18 protein-coding genes are annotated in these 22,169 nt (G+C 71.1%); 11 read left to right on the forward strand and 7 right to left on the reverse strand.

The window, feature by feature from the left end; genetic code table 11:
* Positions 1-13: 13 nt before the first annotated feature.
* Positions 14-415, reverse strand: a complete 402-nt coding sequence (locus WMF14_RS30525) for a hypothetical protein (protein WP_437791840.1) — start codon at positions 413-415, stop codon at positions 14-16.
* A gap of 210 nt (positions 416-625) precedes the next feature.
* Between WMF14_RS30525 and WMF14_RS30530 the strand changes: the two genes are divergently transcribed.
* Entirely contained in the window at positions 626-769 is a 144-nt protein-coding gene (locus tag WMF14_RS30530) for a hypothetical protein (protein WP_272094423.1), read from the forward strand.
* Between the two features lie 305 nt (positions 770-1,074).
* Positions 1,075-1,332: a hypothetical protein gene (locus tag WMF14_RS30535; protein WP_437791843.1), complete on the forward strand. Its 258-nt coding sequence runs from the start codon at positions 1,075-1,077 to the stop codon at positions 1,330-1,332.
* A 32-nt stretch (positions 1,333-1,364) separates the two neighbouring features.
* Here the strand turns inward: WMF14_RS30535 and WMF14_RS30540 are convergent, their stop codons facing one another.
* Both WMF14_RS30540 and WMF14_RS30545 read right to left on the reverse strand, forming a co-directional pair.
* A complete protein-coding gene (locus tag WMF14_RS30540) occupies positions 1,365-2,339 on the reverse strand; it encodes an NAD(P)-dependent oxidoreductase (protein ID WP_437791846.1) in 975 nt (324 codons plus the stop codon).
* A 14-nt stretch (positions 2,340-2,353) separates the two neighbouring features.
* Positions 2,354-3,139 (reverse strand): aldo/keto reductase, encoded by a 786-nt coding sequence (locus WMF14_RS30545; protein ID WP_437791848.1) that lies wholly within the window; start codon positions 3,137-3,139, stop codon positions 2,354-2,356.
* Positions 3,140-3,241: 102 nt separating this feature from the next.
* Here WMF14_RS30545 and WMF14_RS30550 point away from each other — a divergent pair, with 102 nt between their 5' ends.
* From WMF14_RS30550 to WMF14_RS30575, 6 genes are all read left to right on the forward strand, one after another.
* The gene (locus WMF14_RS30550; RefSeq protein WP_437791851.1) at positions 3,242-5,026 is read left to right on the forward strand and encodes an SUMF1/EgtB/PvdO family nonheme iron enzyme; all 1,785 of its coding nucleotides are present in this window, start codon (positions 3,242-3,244) and stop codon (positions 5,024-5,026) included.
* Between the two features lie 62 nt (positions 5,027-5,088).
* The gene (locus WMF14_RS30555) at positions 5,089-5,931 is read left to right on the forward strand and encodes an ABC transporter ATP-binding protein (protein ID WP_437791854.1); all 843 of its coding nucleotides are present in this window, start codon (positions 5,089-5,091) and stop codon (positions 5,929-5,931) included.
* Positions 5,932-6,027: 96 nt separating this feature from the next.
* Positions 6,028-6,273: a hypothetical protein gene (locus tag WMF14_RS30560; RefSeq protein ID WP_437791857.1), complete on the forward strand. Its 246-nt coding sequence runs from the start codon at positions 6,028-6,030 to the stop codon at positions 6,271-6,273.
* Positions 6,270-6,665, forward strand: a complete 396-nt coding sequence (locus tag WMF14_RS30565; protein ID WP_437791859.1) for a type II toxin-antitoxin system VapC family toxin — start codon at positions 6,270-6,272, stop codon at positions 6,663-6,665. Before WMF14_RS30560 ends, WMF14_RS30565 begins: the two co-directional genes overlap by 4 nt.
* 334 nt (positions 6,666-6,999) lie before the next feature.
* Positions 7,000-10,191 (forward strand): CARDB domain-containing protein, encoded by a 3,192-nt coding sequence (locus tag WMF14_RS30570; protein WP_437791862.1) that lies wholly within the window; start codon positions 7,000-7,002, stop codon positions 10,189-10,191.
* A 203-nt stretch (positions 10,192-10,394) separates the two neighbouring features.
* Entirely contained in the window at positions 10,395-12,326 is a 1,932-nt protein-coding gene (locus WMF14_RS30575; RefSeq protein ID WP_437791865.1) for an ABC-F family ATP-binding cassette domain-containing protein, read from the forward strand.
* Between the two features lie 402 nt (positions 12,327-12,728).
* Here WMF14_RS30575 and WMF14_RS30580 read toward each other — a convergent pair whose 3' ends face one another.
* The 3 genes from WMF14_RS30580 to WMF14_RS30590 all read right to left on the reverse strand — a co-directional run bounded on the left by WMF14_RS30580 (position 12,729) and on the right by WMF14_RS30590 (position 16,456).
* Positions 12,729-13,829, reverse strand: a complete 1,101-nt coding sequence (locus WMF14_RS30580; protein ID WP_272094433.1) for a sugar ABC transporter permease — start codon at positions 13,827-13,829, stop codon at positions 12,729-12,731.
* The gene (locus WMF14_RS30585; protein ID WP_437791869.1) at positions 13,826-15,349 is read right to left on the reverse strand and encodes a sugar ABC transporter ATP-binding protein; all 1,524 of its coding nucleotides are present in this window, start codon (positions 15,347-15,349) and stop codon (positions 13,826-13,828) included. The genes WMF14_RS30580 and WMF14_RS30585 overlap by 4 nt, the downstream gene beginning before the upstream one ends.
* Before the next feature lie 237 nt (positions 15,350-15,586).
* Positions 15,587-16,456: a hypothetical protein gene (locus WMF14_RS30590; protein ID WP_437791871.1), complete on the reverse strand. Its 870-nt coding sequence runs from the start codon at positions 16,454-16,456 to the stop codon at positions 15,587-15,589.
* Positions 16,457-16,788: 332 nt separating this feature from the next.
* Here WMF14_RS30590 and WMF14_RS30595 point away from each other — a divergent pair, with 332 nt between their 5' ends.
* Both WMF14_RS30595 and WMF14_RS30600 read left to right on the forward strand, forming a co-directional pair.
* On the forward strand, positions 16,789-17,526 hold the full coding sequence (locus tag WMF14_RS30595; protein ID WP_437791874.1) for a hypothetical protein: 738 nt from the start codon (positions 16,789-16,791) through the stop codon (positions 17,524-17,526).
* 2 nt (positions 17,527-17,528) lie between these two features.
* Positions 17,529-18,698: a zinc-dependent alcohol dehydrogenase gene (locus WMF14_RS30600; RefSeq protein WP_437791877.1), complete on the forward strand. Its 1,170-nt coding sequence runs from the start codon at positions 17,529-17,531 to the stop codon at positions 18,696-18,698.
* 25 nt (positions 18,699-18,723) lie between these two features.
* Here the strand turns inward: WMF14_RS30600 and WMF14_RS30605 are convergent, their stop codons facing one another.
* A complete protein-coding gene (locus WMF14_RS30605; protein ID WP_437791880.1) occupies positions 18,724-19,356 on the reverse strand; it encodes a DUF4142 domain-containing protein in 633 nt (210 codons plus the stop codon).
* A 475-nt stretch (positions 19,357-19,831) separates the two neighbouring features.
* Here WMF14_RS30605 and WMF14_RS30610 point away from each other — a divergent pair, with 475 nt between their 5' ends.
* Complete coding sequence (locus WMF14_RS30610) at positions 19,832-22,168, forward strand: DNA polymerase II (protein WP_437791882.1); 2,337 nt, start codon at positions 19,832-19,834, stop codon at positions 22,166-22,168.
* Position 22,169 lies beyond the last annotated feature (1 nt).

Consider the following 22,169-nt stretch of genomic DNA (forward strand, 5'->3'; position numbering starts at 1 on the left):
CCCAAGCGCGAGGTCAAGCTGGGTCGACCTGGAGGCACCAATAGCGAACGCTCCCGCGATCCGTAGCAGCATATTCGTCTACGAGTGCACCTTTCCAGATGGCTTTCAGATCAGCCGTCAGTTTCATCTGGTGAACGTCGCCTTGGTTGAAGCTGCGCAGCTTGCCGCCGACCTGCTCCTTCATCTTGTCCTTGATCTTGGAGCGCGGCACGAGCGGCTTGTAGTGCGCGACAAGGATGAACTGCTTGTCGAGCGGCCCGCCCTGGACCTGGTAGCGCATCACGTAGGCGTAATCGTACAGGTCATCGGGGGGCATTTTGGAGGGAATTTCAACGAGCTTTGCCGTCAATTCCAGGGGTACCACCCCGTCCGCCCGGGCGCTCCGCTCGACACCGGCTACGGCGAGCAGCAGCATGCTCATCAACGCTTGGCGACCAAAGTGGCGTCGGCTCGAATGCATCATCGTCGAAGAATAGGGCGAGAAAGGTCGTTCTCGCAACAAGGCACGCGCCGATTCTCGAAATGAAGCAACCCACGCCGGAGATCGCTCCAGGCTGTCGGCATCTTTCCACCGTGAGGGCAGCACTACCGCTGGTAATTTACGGCAGGGTGCGCGAGAGCCGCCATGGTGACCGAGCCAAGCAGCATCGCCCGCTTCCTCTCCGCGCTCGGCGAGCCGACCGACGTTCCTGGTCGCTCACCCGACCGGGGACCGCCGTACTGGAAGAACACCGTCCTGCGCCACAAGGCGCTCGGCGACGCCGCGTAGCGCATCGCGACAACATCCCGGGCCAGATCAACGCCCGGAGGGCGAGGTGTGCCCGCGGCACGCCGACGCGCCCCTTGTCTCGCTCTGCGCCGGCTGCCGTATGAAGATCCTCGCGGATCAGGAGCGGCCTTAGGCCAAGGTGACCCTCATAGGGATCAACCCGATCGGTAGCTCGTTCATTGAGGCGCTGCCCGACCTCTCCGGCCGATTCCGGATCATCCAGATGGATCGCCAGAAGGACGTCAAGATCGCCGAGCTGATCATCAAAGGAGAGCAAGCGGCGAACATCCGATTCACGCATCGCGATGAGCTCATCACGGTGCGACATGAGCCCGGGCGGCAGGCGGCTCGAGCTCGCCTCCGCCGGCACCTTCGGCGCGCCCGCGCGGCAATGGGTGCCGGGATACCCCCTCCAGTACAATCTCCTCCTGTTCTCCGGGGGGACGATGACGGTCGAGACGCGCTGCCGCGAGGAGGTGAATGGCGCGTGGCGGCACGACGCCAGGTGGCTGCAGGGGACGAGCAGAGACCCGTTGCCTCGGTATCAGCTCCGGCTGGAGTGACGCGCCGCCCGCTGCCCGCGCGCGCCGCCGCCTCAGATCACCCGGTCGACGAGCGGCTCCCCCCGCTCGAACCGCCGCAGGTTCGCCAGGAAATGCTCGACCTGCGCCATCGGCTCCTCGCGCCGCCCGCCAGCTGTGTGCGGCGTGATGGTGCAGCCCGGGGCGCGCCAGAGCGGGTGCTCCGGCGGCAGCGGCTCGGGATCCGTCACGTCGATGTACGCGCCCGCGATGCGGCGCGCCTCGAGCGCCTCGAGCAGCGCGGCCTGGTCCACCGTGATGCCCCGGCCGACGTTGTAGAACCACGCGTCCGGCCGCATCCGCCCGAGCAGCGCGGCCGAGACCAGCCGCCGCGTGCCCTCGGCCTCGGGCAGGCTCGAGACCACGTGATCCGCCCAGGCGAAGGCGTCGCCCAGCTCCTCCCTCACGACCACGCGGAAGGTCTCGCCGCCGCGGGGGCGGGCGCGCAGGACGCGCAGATCCACATCGAACGGGGCGAGCAGCTCGGCGAGGCGGCGGCCGATGGCGCCGAAGCCGAGGAGGAGCACCCGCCGGCCGCGCAGGAGCGCGCTCCTCGACCGCACGGAGGCGTCGGGCCAGCCGCGCGGACCGAGCTGGTTCTCGAGGCACTCGGGCAGCCGCCGCGAGGCCGAGAGCAGGAACGCGAGCGCGTGCTCCGCGCAGGGATCGGCGTAGACACCGCTGCTCGTCGTCAGGGCGGCGCCGCGGGCGGCGAGCGCGGCGCGCACGGCCGCCACGTCGTAGCGGGCGTACCCCGCGGTGCTGAGGTGCACCCAGCGGAGCCGCGGCGCCGCGCACACGTCGTCCGGGTGCGGCTGGCCAAAGACGACCTCGGCGCCCAGGACGAGCGGATCCGGCGCGACGACGGCGAGGTTCTTCGCCGAGCGCGCCGCGGCCAGCTCGAGCGCGTGCGGAGCGACGCCCTCCGAGAGCGAGCGCGCCGCCTCCGCCGGCAGAACAACGGTGCTCGCGATGATCAGCCGATCCACCGACGCCTCCCCCCTCACCCGTGCACGGCGCGCCCGAACTCCCGCATCCACGCCTCCTCGTCGGCGGTGAGCGGGCCCTTCGCGAGCGCGTCGAGGTTCGCCTCCACCTCGGCGCGGCTCTTCGGCCCCGTCAGCGCGAGATCCACGTGCGGGCTGGAGAGCTGGAATCGATAGCAGTCGCCGGCCGTCATCGCCGGGCGATCCCAGCCCTTCGGCTGCTTCAGCAGCCGACGCCACGCCGTCGCCGTGTAGGCGAGGATGCTCGGCTTCGCGTCGCGCACGCGCGGGAAGATGTCACGCTCCGCGCCGGGGTGCGCGGCGTTGTAGCGGATCATGAGCAGGTCGAGCGGCGACGACTCGGCCAGGCTGCCTGCCCGCGCGCGATCGTGGATGCTCACCCCGAGCGCCCGCACCTTGCCGCTCTCGCGCAGGTGCACGAGCTCGCGCTCGGTCGCGCTCGTCCAGGCAGACCCGACGCCGAGCCAGCCGAGCAGATAGACATCGAGGTGGTCGGTCCCGAGCTCCCGGAGCAGCTTCTCGGCGCCCCGGCGCACGCCCCAGCCGAACCAGCCGGCCTGCGCGAAGCCGACCACCGCCACGCTGTCGCGGCGCCCCTTCAGCGCCTCGCGCAGCGGGTTGCCGAGCCCGCCCGAGCGCATCGTCCAGAGGAAGAGGTTGACGCCCCGGTCCATCGCCGCGCGCACCCCGCCCTCGTCGATGCCGTAGTTCGCCGCGAGCCCGAGCCGGAAGATGCGCTTGCCGCGAAAGGCGGTCGGCGCGCGGTGGAGCCAGTCGTCCATGGGCCGGATCTTACATCACCTCCGTCGATGTCACCGGCTCCGGGGCGCCGCACATTCGCCGCCCACGGCCGCCCCGACCTGTGCGAGACTCCCGGGCCACCGATGGGCCAGGACTCGCCTCCCCGGTGCGCCGGCTGCAGCGCTCCGCTCCCGGAGAACGCCCGCTTCTGCCCCTCGTGCGGCCGGCTCGTCACCGCCCCGGATCCCGGCCCCGCCCTCGCCCCGACGGCGTTCCCCGCGACGCAGCCCGGCGCCGTCGGGCTGCCGCCAACCTCCCTGCCGCTGCCGCCGGTGCGGCTCTTGCCCGGGACGGAGATCAGCGTCTATCGCATCGAGTCGACGCTCGGCGAGGGCGGCATGGGCGTCGTCTACCGCGCTTACGACCGGGCGCGCGAGCGCGTCGTGGCCGTCAAATGCCTGCACTCGAACCTCTGCGGCAACCCGGAGATCCGGCGGCGGTTCGCGCGGGAAGCGCGGGTGCTCCGCTCCTGGAGCCACGACAACGTGGTCGCCGTCTACGATTTCGTCGAGCGCGATCACCTGCTCGCGATCGTCATGGAGTACGTCGACGGGTCGACGCTGGTGCGGCACCTCGAGCGGTGGCGCGGGCGCATCCCGTTCCAGGAGATCCGCGCGCTGTTCGGCGGCGTCCTCGAGGCGATGGACGAGGGGCACCGCATGGGCATCATCCACCGCGACCTCAAGCCCGACAACATCCTCGTCACGACCGGGAAAGACGGCCTCTCCCCCAAGATCGTCGACTTCGGCATCGCCAAGATCCTGGAGGGGACGACGTACACGCTGAGCGGCGCGTTCCTCGGGACGTGTTGTTACATGTCGCCCGAGCAGGTGAAGAGCCCCCACGCCGCGGATCGGCGCTCGGACATCTACTCTCTCGGCGTGACGCTCTACAAGCTGACGACAGGGCAGGTGCCGTTCGACAGCCCCAACCACTTCGCCGTGATGATGGCCCACGTCGCCGACGCCCCGGCGCCCCCCTCGTCGCTGCGCCCCGACATCCCGCCGGCCCTCGACCGGCTCGTGCTCGACGCGCTGTCGAAGGACCCGGCAGGGCGGCCGGCGTCGTGCGCGGAGTTCCGGGCGCGGCTCGACGAGGCGCTCTCGGAGTTCTCGCCCGCCCCGTCGCGGCCCTCGTCCGATGGGCGCGAGCTCGCGCCGACGGTCCGCGAGAAGACCGGCGAGCAGATGATCCTCGTCCCCGGCGGGCCGTTCCTGAGCGGGCAGCAGCGCAGGAAGGTCCATGTCGACGCCTTCTACATGGATCGCACGCCGGTCACGAACCGCCAGTTCAAGGCGTTCCTCGACGTGACCGGGTACCGCCCCGACGACGACGACGCGAGCCGGCTCCTCGCCCATTTCAGGCGCGGCGAGATCCCCGCGGGCCTCGAGGACCACCCGGTTGTGTACGTGTCGTGGGACGACGCGCGGGCCTACGCCAACTGGGCCGGCAAGCGCCTGCCGACCGAGGCCGAGTGGGAGAAGGCCGCGCGCGGCACCGACGGCCGCAAATACCCGTGGGGGCGCGCCGAGCCCGGGCCCACGCGCGCGAACTACGACAACCGCGAGGGCGGGACGGTGCCCGTCGGCTCGCTGCCGGGGGGCGCCTCCCCGTATGGCATCCTCGACCTCGCCGGCAACGTGTGGGAGTGGTGCGAGGACTACGACGATCCGCACTTCTACGCGGACGGCCCCTCCCACAACCCGCGCAACACGCGGCCTTCGGATCGGCCGCTGCTCGTGATGCGCGGCGGCTCGTGGATGTACGGCGCGCAGTCGCTCCGCACCTGGGCGCGCACGAGCTTCGAGGCGCACTACCGCTTCGCCGGCGGCGGTTTCCGCTGCGTGCGAACGGCCTCGGCGAGCTGAGGGCGCGCGGCGCACGAGCGCCTGGTCAACCGGCGGCGGCGCGGATAGAACGCCGGGCGCAGATGCAGACGAACAAGGCCAGGACGAGCGGCGGCGTCCGCGTGCGGCTGACCGGCGTCCGGCGCGTCTTCCCGGTGCTGGACGACGCGGGCCGAGGGCCGAGGGACGGCGCCCCCGGCGTGATCGCGATCGACGGCATCGATCTCGACATCGCGCCCGGCGCGTTCGTCGCGCTGCTCGGGCCCTCCGGGTGCGGCAAATCCACCCTGCTGCGGCTCGTCGCCGGGCTGGACCGCGCCGACACCGGCGCGGCAGTCGTGGAGGCCGAGGAGACGCAGGGCGGCGGAAGCGGCGCAGGCGGCGCGCGCGCGCCCCTCGCGTACGTCTTCCAGGACGCCCACCTCCTGCCCTGGCGGAGCGTCCTCGAGAACGCCGCCCTGCCGCTCGAGCTCGCCGGCGCGCCGCTCGACGAGCGCCACGCGGCGGCGCGGGCCGCGCTCGTCCAGGTCGGCCTGGCCGACGCGGGCGCGCGCTACCCGGCCGAGCTCTCCGGCGGCATGCGCATGCGCGTATCGCTGGCCCGCGCGCTGGTCACGCGCCCGCGGCTGCTCCTGCTCGACGAGCCGTTCGCCGCGCTCGACGAGCTCACGAGGAGCCGGCTCGACGACGAGCTCCGCGCGCTCTGGGCCGAGCTCGGCATGACGGTGCTCTTCGTGACCCACTCGATCACCGAGGCCGCCTACCTCGCCGAGCGCGCCGTCGTCCTGTCCCCGCGGCCGGCGCGCGTCGTCGCCGACCGCACGCTGGCGCTGCCGGATGAGCGGACGGCCGCGCTGCGCACCGAGCCCGCGTTCGCGCGCGAGGTGCGCGCGCTGCAAGAGGCGCTGGAGAGCGGCGGGGCGTGAGGCGTGGAGGTCCCTCCCGCTCGCCTTTTGCCGCCGCGCGCTTTCGGCGGCGCGCCGCGAGGCTCCTGACGTGCGCTACAGTCCCTCCTGCCCACCATGGCCAACGCGATCCGCATTCGCACCCAGGTCACCTCCGATATCCTCCACATCCCGGAGCTCTCGGCGCTCGCGGGCAAGAACGTCGAGGTGATCATCCTCGAGGAGGAGTCGGCCCCGCGCAGGCTCACGCCACCGACGCGCACGCTCGGGGCGCTCCGAGGCCTGTTCGACGTCCCTGACGATTTTGACGCTCCCCTGCCCGAGGACATGCTGCGCGCTTTCGAGGGAGATGACGAGACGTGAAGCTGCTCCTTGACACCCATGTGTGGCTCTGGGCTGTGCTCACGCCGGAGCGCATCGCCGCGACGGCCCGTCAGGCCATCGAGGATCCTCACAACACCCTCCTGATCTCCGCCGCAAGCGCCTGGGAGATCGCGGTCAAGTACGCGATCGGCAAGCTCCCGCTCCCCGAAAAGCCGGAGCTCCTCGTCCCGCGGGTCATCGCCGCGCTCGAAGCGATCGAGCTCCCCGTGACCTCCCGTCACGCGATCTCGTCCGCCGCCTTGCCGTACCATCACCGAGATCCCTTCGATCGCCTCCTCGTGGCACAGGCGCTTTGCGAAGGCGCAGCGCTCGTCACAGTGGACGAGCTGCTCACTCGCTACGGCGCCACAGTGCTCTGGGCCGGATCGTGACAGAGCAGCGACGCTGGCGCCGCCAAGTCGAACCGTCGTTCCCGCACGCCCGCTGAGCCCGGCCCCTCCCGGAACGGCCGTCCCCACGGCCCCCAGGGCGGTCCGCGCGCCCATTCCGCCGCGCAGCTGCCCCCTGCCGCAAAGCGACGTCCATCGTGGCCATCGTGGGCAGAGCTCCCACTCGCCGCACGATCCCGCGCGCGAACGCGCTTCCATGCCGACAGCGCGCTCGTACAATCGCCTCATGCCCACGTGCCCCCGGCGGTTGCTTCCCCGCGCCCTTCCTTGGTTTTTGTTCGCTGTAGCCGCCTGCGGCGGCGATCCGGATGTCGTGATGCCGCCCGGCGATGGCGGCGGGGGCGACGGCGGCGCGAGCAGCAGCTCGAGCGAAGGCGGCGGGTTCGTCGGGTCGATGGCCGCCTCGGGCGGCGCCGGCGGCGGGACTGGCTGTGAGGGCGTGAGCTGCCGGGCCGACCAGCACTGCGAGGAGGAGGACGGACAAGGCACCTGCGTCAACAACACGTGCGACGACCTCACCTGCGACGCGACCGAGGTGTGCGAGACGCCCCCGGATGCGGGCGCGCGCTGCGTCGATATCGCCTGCGAGAGCGACCTCCAGTGCGCCGTCGACCAGTTCTGCAACGGCACCATCTGCGTCGTCGACGCCTGCACGGCCGGAGCGCGGACGTGCGACGGCGACAGCCTCCGGCTGTGCGTGTCGAACGGCAGCACGACGAGCGAGCTCTTCACGTGCGGCGGAGAGGCCTACTTCGAGAGCACGTGCACCGACGACGGCGCCGGGCACGCCAGCTGCCCCTGCGAGGACGACTGGGACTGCCCGACGTACGCCGCCTGCGAGGTCGGCTCCTGCGCAGGCACCGGCGCCGCGCCGACGTGCCTCTTGCCGCCGGAGCCGTTCGCGGGCGCCCTGCCGCAGAACGAGATCCAGTGGGGAGGGCAGAACCGCGCCAACTCCGACGCCGCCAACAGCCCGTTCAAGACCTCGGCGCAGACCGTCATGACGCCGCTTGTCGCCAACCTCGACGACGACAACGGCGACGGGCTCATCAACGAGCTCGACTTCCCCGAGATCATCTTCACGACGTTCTGCGGCTCGAATTTCGGCAAGCAGGGCGTCCTCCGGGCGATCCACGGCGGCGGGCCCCGCAAGGGAGAGAACTACTTCGCGGTGCTCGGCGCGCAGGTCTGGCACGAAGGCGACCCCATCGACGCGCCCTACGCCTGCGCCGACGCGACGCTGATGCCGACCGCCGGGCTCGCCGTCGGTGATCTCGACGGCGACGGCGTCCCCGAGATCGTCGCGATCACCGCCGTCGTGACGGGGTCTGGGGCCACGGAGGTGACGAAGACAGGGCTCCAGATCTTCAGCAACACGGGCGAGACCAAGGTCCTCGTGAACGAGATCTGGACGGGCTACAACGAGCCGTCGCCCGCGCTCGCCAACATCGACGGAGAGGGGCTCCCGGAGATCGTGGTCGGGCCGCACGTGTTCACGCTCAGCGTCGACAAGGACACCCGCGAGCTCTCGATCGTCGACCACTTCAAGGGCGACAAGGCGCAAGGGATACAGGGGTCACCGACGAACCCGCAGAACCGGCTCGGGCCCATCGCGTGCGTCGCGAACCTCGACGACGACCCCCGGCTGGAGATCGTCGCGGGCAGCACCGCCTACCGGCTGCCCCGCCCGCCGGCCGGCGTGACGAGCAGGGCCGGGTGCACGCCGCCCTACGCCAACGAGGACGCGACGGCGTTCTGCGAGGGGAGGCTCCTCGAGCTCTGGGACGGGCAGATCGTCAACGGCACGGCCCAGATCCCGAACGCGCAGCGAGACGGCCTCTGCGCCGTGGCCGACATCCTCGGGCGCAACCAGGCCGCCGCGCCCGGGCCGAACAACCCGCTCGATCAGCGCCCGGAGGTGATCCTGTTCAACAACGGGCACTTCTTCGTGCTCAACGGGCAGAACGGCACCATCCAGCGCCACCAGGTGATGACGGCCGAGGGCACCACCTTCGACGGCGGCGCCCCGAACGTGGACGACTTCGACGGCGACGGCTTCCCGGAGGTCGGCACGGCGTTCGGCCTCCGCTACATGATGTTCGATCTCCAGGAGCCGACGGCCGAGTGCCCGGCGTGGCCCAACGCGTTCACCGACGCGGGGACGGGGCTCCAGGGCAACCCGCCGCGGACCCCGAACGGGAAGCCGTGCACCACCGACGAGGACTGCGGCGCCCCGGGCGCGGCGACGTGCAACCAGCAGCGGGGCACCTGCGTCTGCTACCACAACGGCTGGCAGCGCTTGACCGAGGACGACTCGAGCCGCACCACCGGGTCGAGCGTGTTCGACTTCAACGGCGACGGCGCCGCCGAGGTCATCTACAACGACGAGTGCTACTTCCGCATCTACGACGGCGTGACGGCCGACGTCCTGTTCAAGGAGCACTCGCCGAGCCGCACCCGGTCCGAGTACCCGATCGTCGCCGACGTCGACAACGACGGCAACGCGGAGATCGTGTTCGGCACCTCGAACGAGTCCAACCACTGCTCGGAGGGCGCCGACTACAACAACGGCCTCGAGGTCTGGGGCGCGCAGAAGGACCTCTGGGTCTCGGCGCGCCGCATCTGGAACCAGCACAGCTACCACGTGACGAACGTGCTCGAGAATGGCGGCATCCCCGTGCGGGAGCCCGAGAGCTGGAAGGCGTACGGCGGCCGCGTCTACAACACCTACCGCTCGAACCCGCGGTCGTACGGCATCGCGCCGGATCTCGCGCTGAGCGGCATCCAGGTCTCGTCCCCGGACGCGACCTGCGGCGAGCTCACCGACGAGATCGCCATCACGGTGCGCGTCGAGAACCTCGGCGATCTCCGCGTGGGCCCCGGCGTCGCCATCAACTTCTACGGCGAGTGGGACACGCCGGACGTTGATGAGCCGCTCTACGGTGAGGACCTCGCCCCGCTGCAGTTCGTCCTCCAGAGCAGCATCGAGCCGCACAGCTCGCTGCTCCTGACGGTGAGGTACGACGCCGCGAACAACGCGCAGGGGACGCTGCCCGCCCGCCTGCGCGCGGTCGTCGACGAGGACGCCGTCGAGCGCGAGTGCCACGAGGACAACAACGCGCTCACCGCGCCGCTCGACGCCGGCAGCGCGCGCCCGGACCTCCAGATCGAGATCGGCCGGGTGACCGGCGCGAAGTGCGACAGGAAGCAGGTCGACGTCCCGACGACCGTCACCAACGCCGGCTCCGCGCCGGCCAGCGACGTGCGGATCCGGTACTACGCGGGCGACCCCGGCCAGGGCGGGACGGTGCTCCACGAGGAGGTCATCCCGGGGCCGATCGCGCCAGGGGCGAGCGTGGATCTCACCGCCACCATCGAACAGTTCCCGTCGAACCTGTCGATCCTGATCTACGCCGTCGTCGATCCGGACGGGGCGATCGACGAGTGCAACGACGGGAACAACAAGGACGCCGCCTCGGACAAGCTCCTGTGCCCGGAGATCAATTGACGCCTCGGCGTCCGGCCGGCGGGCCTCCCCGCCGGCCGGGCGCGCGCCACGCCGGCGTCGCGCGCCGCGCGCCGCGCTGACGCACGAACACAGGCTCCCGCCCGGAGCGCGGTGCTATGCCTGTGCGCCCCGCCGCGCCGCTGACGGCGCGCCGCCCCGGCCCGCGGAGCCCCACGCCCCGCGACCCAAGCCCCCACAGCGCCATGCTCGGAACCTCGAACCTCGCAAAATCATTCGGTGATCGGACCCTCTTCGAGGGCGTCTCGCTCAAGCTGAACGCCGGGTCCCGCTACGGCCTGGTGGGCGCGAACGGCTCGGGGAAGACCACCTTCCTGAAGATCGTGGCGGGCGACGAGCCCGCGAGCGACGGGAGCGTCAGCGTCCCGAAGGACGCCCGCGTGGGCGTGCTCCGGCAGGACCGGTTCCTCAGCGACGACCAGATCATCCTGGATCTCGCGATGATGGGTGATCGCGTCGTGTGGGAGGCGCTCGTCGAGTCGCGGCGCCTCGCGGAGGACGGCGGCGACGCCGGCCGGGTGGCCGACCTGGAGGATCGCATCCGCGCCCACGACGGGTACACGCTGGAGGCGCGCGCGAGCGCCGTCCTCGAGGGGCTCGGCATCCCCGTGGAGGCGCACCGGAGGCCGCTCTCCACGCTCTCGGGCGGCTTCAAGCTGCGCGTGCTGCTCGCGCAGGTGCTCCTCGGCGGCGCGGACGTGCTGCTGCTCGACGAGCCCACGAACCACCTCGACATCCTCTCCATCCGCTGGCTCGAGAAGTTCCTCGCCGGCTACAAGGGCTGCGCGCTCGTCATCTCCCACGACCAGCGCTTCCTCGACAACGTCGCCACGCACATCCTCGACGTCGACTACGAGACCATCACGCTCTACACGGGCAACTACGCCGCGTTCGTCGTCGAGAAGCAGGCGATCCGCGAGCGCAAGCAGGCCGAGATCGCCCGCGCCGAGAAGATCATCGCGGACAAGCGCGCGTTCGTGGAGCGGTTCGGCGCGAAGGCGACGAAGGCGCGCCAGGCGCAGAGCCGGCTCAAGCAGATCGAGAAGATCGAGGTCGAGGAGCTCGCCGACACGTCGCGGCGTTCACCTGTGTTCCGGTTCGCGATCCAGAGGCCGAGCGGGCGCGACGTGCTCGAGGCGAAGGGGATCTCGAAATCGTACGGCGCGAAGCAGGTGCTGCGCGACGTCTCGCTGTCTGTGCGGCGGGGCGAGCGGGTCGCGGTGATCGGGCCGAACGGGCTAGGCAAATCGACCCTGCTCAAGATCCTCGTGGGCCGGCTCGCGGCCGACGCCGGCGGCGCGTCGTGGGGGCACGAGGCCCGCGTCGGCTACTTCGCCCAGGATCACCGCGAGCTGCTCGTCGACGGGTCGATGACGCCGCTCTCCTTCCTGTGGGCGGCGTGCCCCGACGAGTCGCCGAGCTACGTCCGCGGCCAGCTCGGCAAGGCGCTGTTCTCTGGCAACGACGTCGAGAAGAGCGTCGGCTCGCTCTCCGGCGGCGAGGCGGCGCGGCTCATCTTCTGCCGGATCATCGTCGAGCGGCCCAACGTGCTCGTGCTCGACGAGCCGACCAACCACCTCGACCTCGAGGCGATCCAGGGGCTCGTCGAGGGGCTCAAGGCGTTCGAGGGGACGGTGCTCTTCGTCTCGCACGATCGCTATTTCGTGTCCGAGCTGGCGACGCGCATCCTCGAGGTCACGCCGAGCGGGCCGCGCGATTTCCCAGGCACCTACGAGGAGTACCTGGCCGGCTGCGGCGACGATCACCTCGACGCCGACACGGTGGTGCTCAAGGCGAAGCGCGACCACCAGAAGGCGGCCGCGCCGGCCGAGGCGGGCGGCTCCTGGGAGGAGCAGAAGCGGCGTCGCAACCGGCAGAAGGAGCTGCCCGCGCGGCGCGACAAGGTGCTCGCGTCCATCGAGGCGGCCGAGGCGCGAAAAAAGGCGATCCACGACCTCTACTGCAGCGACGGCTTCTTCGAGCGCACCGGACAGGCCGAGATCGCGGCGCTCCAGGCCGAGGACGTGGCGCTCGGGCCGCGCATCGACGCGCTCATGGCGGAGTGGGAGCAGATCGAGCAGGAGATCGCGGAGCTCGGGGCGGTCCAGGCGCAGTGAGGTCCTGCCGGGCTGCCCCGGCCCGAAGGTCCTGCCGGGCTGCACGGCCCCGGGAGAGGGGGTCCGCCGCGCGGCGCGGGGGCCCCGCCGAACTCGCCTGAGACGATGATCCTCCGGCTTCGCCGGAGGATCATCGTCTCAGGCTCAAACATCGGCCCATCCCCCGCGCCGCGCGGCGGACCCCCTCTCCCGGGGCCTACCGGTGCTCTGTTGATGACCCGCTCAGCACGCGGCGGCTCCCCTGGGCGACGCAAGCGGCGGCTCCCCTGGGCGACGCGAGCGGCGGCTCACCCGCACAGGAGACGGGCCCAGATCGGCGTTTTCGGCGCGGAAGCGCACTCAAGTGCGCTGAGCACCGAAAACGTCGAGGTGGGCCCGTATCCGAAGCGGGTGAGCCGCCGCTCAGTGACTTCTTGTCTTGCGGCTGGCCATGTCGATGCCGACGGCCAGGATGAGGATGATGCCCTTGATGATCGGCTGCCAGAAGCTCTCCGTGTTCATCAGGCTCATGCCGTTGTCGAGCGAGGCCATGACGAGCGCGCCGAGCAGCGCGCCCCAGATGGTGCCCTGACCGCCGAGGAGCGACGTGCCGCCGATCACGGCGGCCGCGATCGCGTCGAGCTCCATCATCCGGCCGGCGTCCGAGGTCGCGGAGCCGACGCGGGCGGTGAGCACCACGCCCGCGATGCCCGCCATCACGCCCATCAGCGTGAACACGGCGATGAGGTGACGATCGATGCTGATGCCGGAGTAGAAGGCCGCCTCTCGGTTGCCGCCGATCGCGTAGAGGTGCCGCCCGAACGTCGTGTGCTTCGCGAGCACCGTGAACGCGGTCGCGAGCACGAGCACGACCAGCACGGGGAACGGGACTCCCTCGTAGGAGTTCATCAGGGCGGCGAACGCGACGGAGAACACGGCGAGCCCGATCCACGGGTAGCGCGCCGAGCCGGTCGCGCGCGCCGCCTTGTACAGCAGCCCGACGCAGAGGACGCCGGCGCCCGCCCAGCCGAGGGCGTGCGGCACGTACGCCTGGCCCACGAACAGGTAAGGACGCGCCGGCGAGATGGACACACCGCCCGTCAAGCCGAGCATGGAGCCCTGGAAGATGAGCATCCCGCCGAGCGTGACGATGAAGGGGGGAATCCGCAGCCGCGCCACGAGGGTGCCCTGCACGAAGCCAAGGACGGCCCCGAGCAGGAGCGGCAGGACGAAGGCGGCCGGCAGCGGCCAGCCGAGGCTCACGTAGATCATCGCCGATGAGGCGCCGAGCAGACCGGCGAGCGCGCCCACCGAGAGATCGATCTGCCCCGAGACGATGACCATCACCATGCCGATGGCCAGGATCGAGGTCACCGACATCTGCCGCGCGAGGAGCGTCAGGTTGCGCGGCGTCACGAACGTCCCATCCGTCGTGATGGAGAAGGCAATCCAGATCGCGATGAGCGAGCCCACCATCGAGAGGGCGCGCCAGGGGATACGCACGCGAAGCTTGGCCTCGCTCATTCCGTCACCTTCCTCGTTGCAGCAGCCATCACGCGCTCCGCGGTCGCGTCCTTCCGATCGAGGCAGGCCGTCGGCCTGCCCTGGTTGAGGACCAGCACGCGGTGGCTCATGCCGAGCAGCTCCGGTAGATCGGAGGACACGAGCACCACCGCGAGCCCATCCGAAGCGAGCTTGTGGATGAGCTGGTAGATCTCCGCCTTCGCCCCGACGTCGATTCCCCGGGTCGGCTCGTCGAGCAGCAGCACGCGCGGCCCCGTCATCAGCCATTTGCCGATCACGATCTTCTGCTGGTTGCCGCCCGAGAGCTGGTTCGCGAGCGCGAGCGGCCCAGACGCCTTGGTCCGGAGCGCCTTCATCTGCTCGACCGCAGTGACCTCCCGATCGGCGTGATCGAGGAAGAGCCCCTTGACGAACCGCCGCAGGGTCGCGAGCGTGATGTTGTCGAGGAGGGTCGCCTCGAGCACGAGGCCGTAGCGCTTGCGATCCTCGCTGACGAGCGCGATGCCCGCGTCGATCGCCTGCGCGGGCTCCCTGAACGGCGGCGTCGCGGGTCCGCCTCGGACCGAGATCGCGCCGGTGACGCGGCTCGTTGCAGCGCCAAATATCGTCGAGAGGAGCGCGGTGCGGCCGGCGCCCATGAGGCCGCCGACGCCCAGCACCTCGCCGGCGCGCACCTCGAAGCTCACGTCGCGCAGCACGTACCGCCCGGGGTGCCCCGCGTCCTCGACCGACCAGCCCTGGACCGACATCGCGACAGGGCCCTCCGGCGGCGGGGGGCAGGGATAGAGGTTCGTCACCTCGCGGCCGACCATGTACGAGATGACGTTGTCGGGCGTGAGCGCGGTCCGCGGCTGGGTCGTGATCGACTTCCCGTCACGGAGGACCGTGATGCGATCGGCGATCTCGAAGACCTCCTCGAGCCGGTGGCTGATGTAGATGCAGGAGACGCCGCGGGCGCGCAGGTCGCGGAGCAGGCCGAGCAACGTCCTCACGCCAGACTCGGTGAGCGCCGCTGTGGGCTCGTCGAGGACGAGGATCTTCGCGTCCTTGAGCAGCGCCTTCGCGATCTCGACCATCTGCTGCTGGCCGATGCCCAGCTCCTTGATCGGGCGCTCGGGATCGATGTCGAGCCCGACGCGCGCGAGCGCCTCCCGCGCCACGGCCCGCACCGCGTCCCAGTCGATGAGCCCCCCGCGGATGGGCTCGCGCCCGAGCACGAGGTTCTCGGCGACGGTGAGATCGGGCACGAGCGCGAGCTCCTGCGCGATCAGCGCGATCCGGTGCTCCTCGGCGCTGCGCATGCTGCTGAACTGCACGACGCCGCCGTTCAAGCGGATCTCGCCGCCGTAGGTGCCTGCGGGGTAGTAGCCGCAGAGGATCTTGATGAGGGTACTCTTACCCGCGCCGTTCTCGCCGCAGAGGGCGTGAATCTCGCCTTCCTGGAGGTCGAACGAGACGCCATCGAGGGCTTTCACCCCGGGGAACTGCTTCGTGATCGATGCGAGCTCGAGGAGAGGCATTGTCCTGGGCGCAAGGGGCGTCAGCGCGCGGCCACGTTCGCCTGGGAGGGGCCTGCGATGCAAGCACTTTGTTGGAAGCGCGAAGAGGAGCTGGGCGCTCGGGTCGACGCGCGTCGACCCGCGCCGCGCGGTCGCGTGTCGCGCGTCACGCATGTTCCCTGGGAAGCGCCGGGGGCGAAGAGGAGTGGTTGAGAGCCCCCGGCGCGAGGGCTCCCGGGGCGGCCCGGGCGAGGACGCTCAGTTGTAGAAGCCGAGGTCGTCGATGTAGAGGTCGAACTGGGGCGCCTTGCCGATCTGGAACTGGAGCGAGTAGAGCTTCGATGCGTCGATCTGGTCCGTGCCCGCCGGATCGCCCCAGCCGCCCTGCTTCAGGTCCGCGAAGGAAATGGTGAACTGCTGCCACTCCTCGGTGGCGGCGAAGGTCTTCTGCCACGCGTCGCACTTGTCTGAGCAGGCACCGCCGGCAGGATCCGTCCCCGGGTCCGAGATCATGACGGTCGCGCTCGTGCCGGAGCCCGGGCCGAGCTTCGCCCAGAAGGTGATTCCCGTGTACGCCGAGGCGTCATAGGAGGCCTTGACCCCCTCGGGGCTGTTCAGATCGAAGCCGAAGCCAGCGCCCCACTCGGTGAAGCCCGTCCCCCACGATCGCGCCGCGTACGTGCTCTGCCCGCGCGCCGGCTCGAGCGCCGTCATCGTGAAAGGCTCTTCCCCGGTCCCCTCCGGATCGGGCGGCGGGGTCTGCGTGGCCCCCTCCGTCGCGTCATTGAAGGTGTACCAGTAACCGACCCGCCCGCCCTCGGCGAGGATGGCGTTGTCGTTGTCCTCCATGTCATCGATCATCTCGATCGTCTGGGGGCCCGCGCCCGCGCCCGTCGACGCGGAGGTGCTCGCAGCCGTCGAGGTCGTGGTGGGATCGGTGGTCCCCGTGCTCGCCGCCGTCGTGGTCGACGGATCCACGCTGCCCGAGGAGGTGGTGCTGCCGGCGCTGCCAGCGCCCCCGCTCCCGCCGCCGCCACCATCGTCGTCGCCGCCACACGCCGCGAACGCCGCGACAGCCAGTCCACACACCGTCAAGTTAAAGGCACGCAGGAAAATTCTAGTCTTCATACGTTCATATCTCCGAACCTAGGTTATGCTAATCAGCGCTCGCGCTGGGCCGGACGTCAATTGAATCAAGGAGCGTCCTGGCGCGGCGAGTATCGCCTGGAAGTTCAGGCCCTGCAACCTTCTTCTTCCTTCTCTGCAATCCGTCTTTCTCTTCGTTCGCCTTCGTTCGCCTTGGAGACGAGGCTCGCGCGAATGTCCTTGTTGGGGCCGCTCGCGACGGCGGTGGCACGTTCGAAGCGTCGTTGAGACGTGAGCGCCTGGATCAGCGCGAGTGGCCGCCTGCTTGCAAGGCGCCTTCGCGGGCTCTCTCGGCGAGGCTCGAAGGAGGAAAGATGGCACGGGCGAAGGCTGGCCGGCGAGCGCGCGCCGCGGCGCAGAGGGGCGCGCAGAGCGCGGACCGGGAGCGGAGCGAAGGCGAAGGCGCGCCCCCGACGGAGCAGGAGAGAGCCCCGCGGAGAGAGCGGCAGAGCGCGGCGGCGCAGCGCGGGAGCTGCGCGCGGCTGCCGGGGAGGAGGGGAGTCGCGGGGCTGCTCTTGAGCCGGCTGGAGACGGCGGCATACCGCATCTACGAGCGGGTCGCCGGGCTGTCCGAGGAGCGGCCGGCGCTCGGGGTCGAGCTCGCGGCGTCGGCGCTGCGGGCGTTCGGGGCCCGCGCCCCGCGGGTCGTGAGCAGCGTCACGGTGAGCCGCGCGCGGGCGGCGGTCCTGAACGCGCTGCAGGACGCGGCGGGCGTGAGGCGCCTCCTGCCGAGCATCGGGCGCGTGGAGGCCGGCGCGAAGAGGCAGGCCTCCACGATCCGGGCGGCCGGCGCGGGTGGCCCGGAGCGCACGCCGGCAGGCGTCGTTTCGCTCGCGACCGCGCCGGGCGACGGGGGCACGGAGATCAAGGTGGTGCTGCCCGGCGCGCGGCCGAGAGGGCGGCTCGCGCGCGCGGCGGGAGAGCTGCTCGCGGAGCTGCCCAGGCGGCAGCTGCGGGGCGAGCTGCGGCGGCTGAGGCAATGGATCGAGATCGGCGAGATCCCGACGACGGCGGGGCAGCCGTCCGGCCGGACAGACCGTGAGGGGGAGTGACCATGCGCGCGATCTGCTGGAACGGGGTGGATGACATCGTCGTGGAGTCGGTGCCCGAGCCGAGGCTCATCAGCCCGCACGACGCCATCGTCCGCGTCTCGCTGTCGTCGGTGTGCGGCTCGGATCTGCACCTGCTCCACGGGTACGTCCCGACGATGAAGCAGGGCGACATCCTCGGGCACGAGTTCCTCGGCGAGGTCGTGGAGACCGGCGCGGAGGTGAAGCGGGTCCAGCGGGGCGATCGCGTCGTCGTGGCGTCGATCATCGGGTGTGGGCGGTGCGCGTATTGCCAGCGCGAGCTGTGGTCGCTCTGCGAGAACTCGAATCCTCATCACGTGGTGGCGGACAGGGTGTTCGGGGACACGACAGCCGCGATCTTCGGCTACTCCCACGCCTTCGGGGGCTTCGCGGGGAGCCACGCCGAGTACGTGCGCGTGCCGTTCGCCGATCACGGCGCGTTCAAGGTCCCCGACGGGGTGCGGGACGAGAGCGCCCTGTTCGCCTCCGACGCGCTCTCGACGGGCTACATGGCGGCCGAGCTCTGCGACATCCGCCCGGGCCAGGTCGTGGCCGTCTGGGGGTGCGGGGGCGTCGGTCAGATGGCGATCAAGAGCGCCTATCTCCTCGGCGCCGAGCGCGTCATCGCGATCGACCGGATCGCGGACCGACTGGCGATGGCGAAGGCGCACGGGGGCGCCGACGCCCTCAACTACGCCGAGGTCGACGTCCAGGAGGCGCTCCGCGAGATGACGGGAGGGCGCGGCCCCGACGCCTGCATCGACGCGGTGGGCATGGAGGCCGACGGGACGGGCCTGCAGCACGCGGTCGATCGGGTGAAGCAGGCGTTCCGGATGCAGAGCGACCGCCCGCTCGTGCTGCGCGAGGCGATGCTGGCGTGCCGCAAGGGCGGCACGGTGTCCATCGTGGGCGTCTATTCGGGGTTCGCCGACAAGATCCCGCTCGGCGCGCTCATGAACAAGGCGCTCATCGTCAGGACCGGTCAGCAGCACGGACAGCGGTACATCCCGCGGCTGCTCGATCACATCCAGCGCGGCGACGTCGATCCGTCGTACCTCCTGACGCACCGGATGTGCCTGGATGACGGGCCGCGCGGATACCGCCTGTTCGAGGCGCGCACGGAGGGGTGCATGCGCGCGGTGTTCGCCCCCTGACCCTGGGGAGGCCGCCGCGCGGGATCTAGCGCTCCTTCCCCTCCGCCAGCGTCGCCTGGATGGCCTGCGCCCGCTTCAGGTGGCTCGCCGCCGTGTCGCGAATGCGCTGGAGCTCCTGCTTGAGCTCCTGGTCTTTCACCCGCGGGATGACCTGCTCGTCCAGAATCCGCACGGCATAGCTGTGCATCCTCACCTGGATGGCGATGTACTCCTGGTCGAACCTCTCGACCGGCTGCGCGCGGAGGTGCGCCGCGATGATGGACGAGTGCGCGGCGAGCATGGCGCTCGCCCGCGTCGGCTCCGCCTTGATCCCGAGGCGCCGGAGGTGCGCGCCCAGGTCGTTCTCCGCCTGGGTGTGGGCCTTGATCATCTCCCGGGCGAAGTCCTTCACCTCGCGCGACTTCGCCAGCTCGAGGGCGATCTTCGCCTGGGCGATCTCACCCTGGTTCGCCGCGGAGATCACCTTGACGAGGGCGCCGTCCGATACCCGTCTCTCCGCTGGCTGCAGCCTCGCCAGTTGCGGCCTCTGCTGCTGGGAGATCTGCGCGCCCTGATGGACATGACCTCCCCGCCCACCCGCGTGCGCGGTGCTGCCGATGACGCTCGCGGCGAGCGCGGCGGTGACCGCGACGCGATGCTTGAAATGATGGCGCATCATGGTGGATTCCCTTCCTGGATTTCCGCGGCGCGCTTCACGGGCCGATCCGTGGATGCCCGCGGCTCACGACGTCTCGAACGTCAAGCAAGCGGCGGACCCGCTCTCGACGTAACTCTCGACGTAGACCGAGGGACTGCCCTGCTCATGGCGCTGCGCGCGGGCGCGCTCGCGGGGCGATCACCGCACACCCGGCGAGTCGTCCGCGCCGTGTCTCGGGATTCCACGTCGAGCCAAGAGGGCCCGTTATCCGCCGTTCAATCGGCCGTGCAAGGGAGGGTCGCCTCCTCGAAAGGCGCCCTCTCCGGCGGTGGCCCCGCTCCCTCGGCAATCGGGCTCCTCCGGGAAATCCCCTGCGCCGGGGGCGAGAGGGGCTTGCGGGGCGCCGGTCCCGGTGGTCAAGTGCAGCGTGGCGCGGCCCCCGGGCCGCCTCGCGCGCTGGCGAAGAGCTCGCCTGGGGGCCTCCGCGAATTCGCACATGCCTGACCGCGGCTTCATCCTCACGCCCACGACCCGCGTCGTCGCCGGGTGCCCGGAGATCCACCTCCACGCGGTGATGGAGGACGGCGCGCCGGCGCTCGTCATCGAGGACAGGTTCAGGCCCTACTTCTTCGTGCGCGCCCGCGACGAGGACGCCGCGCGGCGGCTCGCCGACCGCCGCGTCTCCCCGCAGGCGCTCGAGACGCTCGACGGAGAGCCGGTCCTGCGCGTCGACGCGGCGCTCCCCCGGGACGTCGCGGCGCTGCGCGACAGGCTGGCGGAGGCCGGCGCCGACGCCCTCGAGGCGGACGTGCGCTTTCCCTACCGCTTTCTCATCGATCGCGGCATCCGCGGGGCGTTCGCGGTCTCCGGGCCTTTCGAGCTCCGCCCGGGCGTCGGGCGCGTGTACCGCAATCCCACGCTCGTGCCCGCGAGCTTCGTCCCCCGCCTCCGCGTGCTCTCGCTCGATATCGAGACGAGCCTCGACGGCGAGAGCCTCTATGCCATCAGCCTCGCGGGGGCGGGCGGCGAGCGCTGCCTCCTCGTCCGCGACGAGCCGGTGCCCGGCGGACTCCCCTCCTTCGTCGAGCGCTTCCCTGACGAGCGGACGCTCCTCGAGCGCTTCCTCGAGCTCGTCGCCCAGGCGGACCCCGACGTCCTCACCGGCTGGAACATCCCGGATTTCGATCTGCCCGCGATCCAGCGCTATTGCCGGCGCGCCGGGCTCCCGTGCGCGCTCGGGAGGGGCGATGACGAGATCACGATCCTGCGCGATCCGGGCTTCTCGCGCGAGGCGCGCGCCGTCCTGCCGGGGCGGGTGGTGCTCGACGGCCTCGCGCTCCTCCGCGGCGCCTTCCTGCGGCTCGACGATTACCGCCTCGAGACCGCCGCCCGGACGATCCTCGGGCGCGGCAAGCTGTTCGGCCCAGACGACCGGGGCGAGCAGATCGAGGCGTCGTACCGCGACGATCCGGCGCGGCTCGCGGAATACAACCTCGAGGACGCGCGCCTCGTCCGGGATCTGCTGGAGAAGACGGGGCTCATCGAGCTCTCGGTGCGGAGGAGCCTGCTCACCGGAATGCAGCTCGACCGCGTGGGGGCGCAGATCGCCGCGATCGACTCGCTCTACCTGCCGGCGCTCCGCGCCCGCGGCAAGGTCGCGCCCTCGGTATCGAGGGAGGGGCCGGAGGGAGAGGCGGAGATCGCCGGCGGCCTGGTGCTCGATTCGCTCCCGGGGCTCTACCGCAACATCGTGGTGTACGATTACAAGAGCCTCTATCCGAGCCTCATTCGCACCTTCAACATCGACCCGCTGACGTTCGTCGCCGGGGGCGCCGGGCCGCCCGAGGCGCTCATCGTGACGCCGGGCGGCGCGGCCTTCCGGCGCGACGAGCCGGGCATCTTGCCCGAGCTCGTCGCGCGCCTCTGGGACGAGCGGGCCGAGGCGCGGCGGGCGGGCGACGAGCGGGGCGCGATGGCCATCAAGATCCTGATGAACTCGCTCTTCGGCGTGCTCGGCTCTCCCGCGTCGCGCCTGTTCTCCCCGGAGGTCGCGAACGCGATCACGCGCGCCGGGCAGCACGTCATCCGGCGCACGGCCGAGGCGGTGCGGAGGGCCGGGCACCGGGTGCTTTACGGAGACACCGACTCTCTCTTCGTCGATATCGGCGAGCCCGACACGGCGCGCGCCGTCGCCCGGGCCGAGGAGCTCCGCGAGGCCATCTCCGGGTCGGTCGCCGCCGAGATCGCGAGGACGTTCGGCTGCGAGAGCCGGCTGGAGCTCGAGTTCGAGAAGGTCTATGCGCGCTTCCTCCTGCCCGAGCTGCGCGGCGCCGCGCAGGGCAGCAAGAAGCGCTATGCCGGCCTGGTCGCCGGGGAGGGCGGCGACAAGCTCGAGATCGTCGGGCTCGAGGCGGTGCGGCGCGACGCGAGCGCGGTGGCGCGGCGCTTCCAGCGGGAGCTGCTCGACCTGGTCTTCCACGATCGCCCGGTGGAGGGCTTCGTGCGGAGCTTCGTGACGGAGCTCCGCGCGGGGCGGTTCGACGCGGAGCTCGTCTACAAGAAGGCGCTGAGGAAGCCGCTCGGCGCTTACACGAAGACGACGCCGCCGCACGTGAAGGCGGCCCGCAAGCTGGGCGGGGACGCGGGGAGGATCGTGGCCTATGTGATCACGCGCGCCGGCCCGGAGCCGGCGGGCCAGACGACCGCGCCGCCGGACTACGACCATTACGTGTCGCAGCAGCTCAAGCCGATCGCGGACGCGGTGCTGCGGTGGCTGGGCGGGGCCGATTTCGATGAGATGACGGGCGCGCGGCGGCAGCTCTCGCTGTTCTGAC

This window comes from Sorangium sp. So ce693, from assembly GCF_051521375.1.
Taxonomy (GTDB): Bacteria; Myxococcota_A; Polyangia; order Polyangiales; family Polyangiaceae; genus Sorangium; species Sorangium atrum.

Excerpts from the sequence above, each read along its gene's own strand:
- WMF14_RS30525 (WP_437791840.1), bottom strand. The coding sequence starts at position 415 with ATGCTGCTGCTCGCCGTAGCCGGTGTCGAGCGGAGCGCCCGGGCGGAC.
- WMF14_RS30545 (WP_437791848.1), bottom strand. The coding sequence starts at position 3,139 with ATGGACGACTGGCTCCACCGCGCGCCGACCGCCTTTCGCGGCAAGCGC.
- WMF14_RS30555 (WP_437791854.1), top strand. The coding sequence starts at position 5,089 with ATGCAGACGAACAAGGCCAGGACGAGCGGCGGCGTCCGCGTGCGGCTG.
- WMF14_RS30550 (WP_437791851.1), top strand. The coding sequence starts at position 3,242 with ATGGGCCAGGACTCGCCTCCCCGGTGCGCCGGCTGCAGCGCTCCGCTC.
- WMF14_RS30560 (WP_437791857.1), top strand. The coding sequence starts at position 6,028 with ATGGCCAACGCGATCCGCATTCGCACCCAGGTCACCTCCGATATCCTC.
- WMF14_RS30580 (WP_272094433.1), bottom strand. The coding sequence starts at position 13,829 with ATGAGCGAGGCCAAGCTTCGCGTGCGTATCCCCTGGCGCGCCCTCTCG.
- WMF14_RS30570 (WP_437791862.1), top strand. The coding sequence starts at position 7,000 with ATGCCGCCCGGCGATGGCGGCGGGGGCGACGGCGGCGCGAGCAGCAGC.
- WMF14_RS30585 (WP_437791869.1), bottom strand. The coding sequence starts at position 15,349 with ATGCCTCTCCTCGAGCTCGCATCGATCACGAAGCAGTTCCCCGGGGTG.
- WMF14_RS30535 (WP_437791843.1), top strand. The coding sequence starts at position 1,075 with ATGAGCTCATCACGGTGCGACATGAGCCCGGGCGGCAGGCGGCTCGAG.
- WMF14_RS30610 (WP_437791882.1), top strand. The coding sequence starts at position 19,832 with ATGCCTGACCGCGGCTTCATCCTCACGCCCACGACCCGCGTCGTCGCC.
- WMF14_RS30590 (WP_437791871.1), bottom strand. The coding sequence starts at position 16,456 with ATGAAGACTAGAATTTTCCTGCGTGCCTTTAACTTGACGGTGTGTGGA.
- WMF14_RS30530 (WP_272094423.1), top strand. The coding sequence starts at position 626 with ATGGTGACCGAGCCAAGCAGCATCGCCCGCTTCCTCTCCGCGCTCGGC.
- WMF14_RS30605 (WP_437791880.1), bottom strand. The coding sequence starts at position 19,356 with ATGATGCGCCATCATTTCAAGCATCGCGTCGCGGTCACCGCCGCGCTC.
- WMF14_RS30575 (WP_437791865.1), top strand. The coding sequence starts at position 10,395 with ATGCTCGGAACCTCGAACCTCGCAAAATCATTCGGTGATCGGACCCTC.
- WMF14_RS30600 (WP_437791877.1), top strand. The coding sequence starts at position 17,529 with ATGCGCGCGATCTGCTGGAACGGGGTGGATGACATCGTCGTGGAGTCG.
- WMF14_RS30595 (WP_437791874.1), top strand. The coding sequence starts at position 16,789 with ATGGCACGGGCGAAGGCTGGCCGGCGAGCGCGCGCCGCGGCGCAGAGG.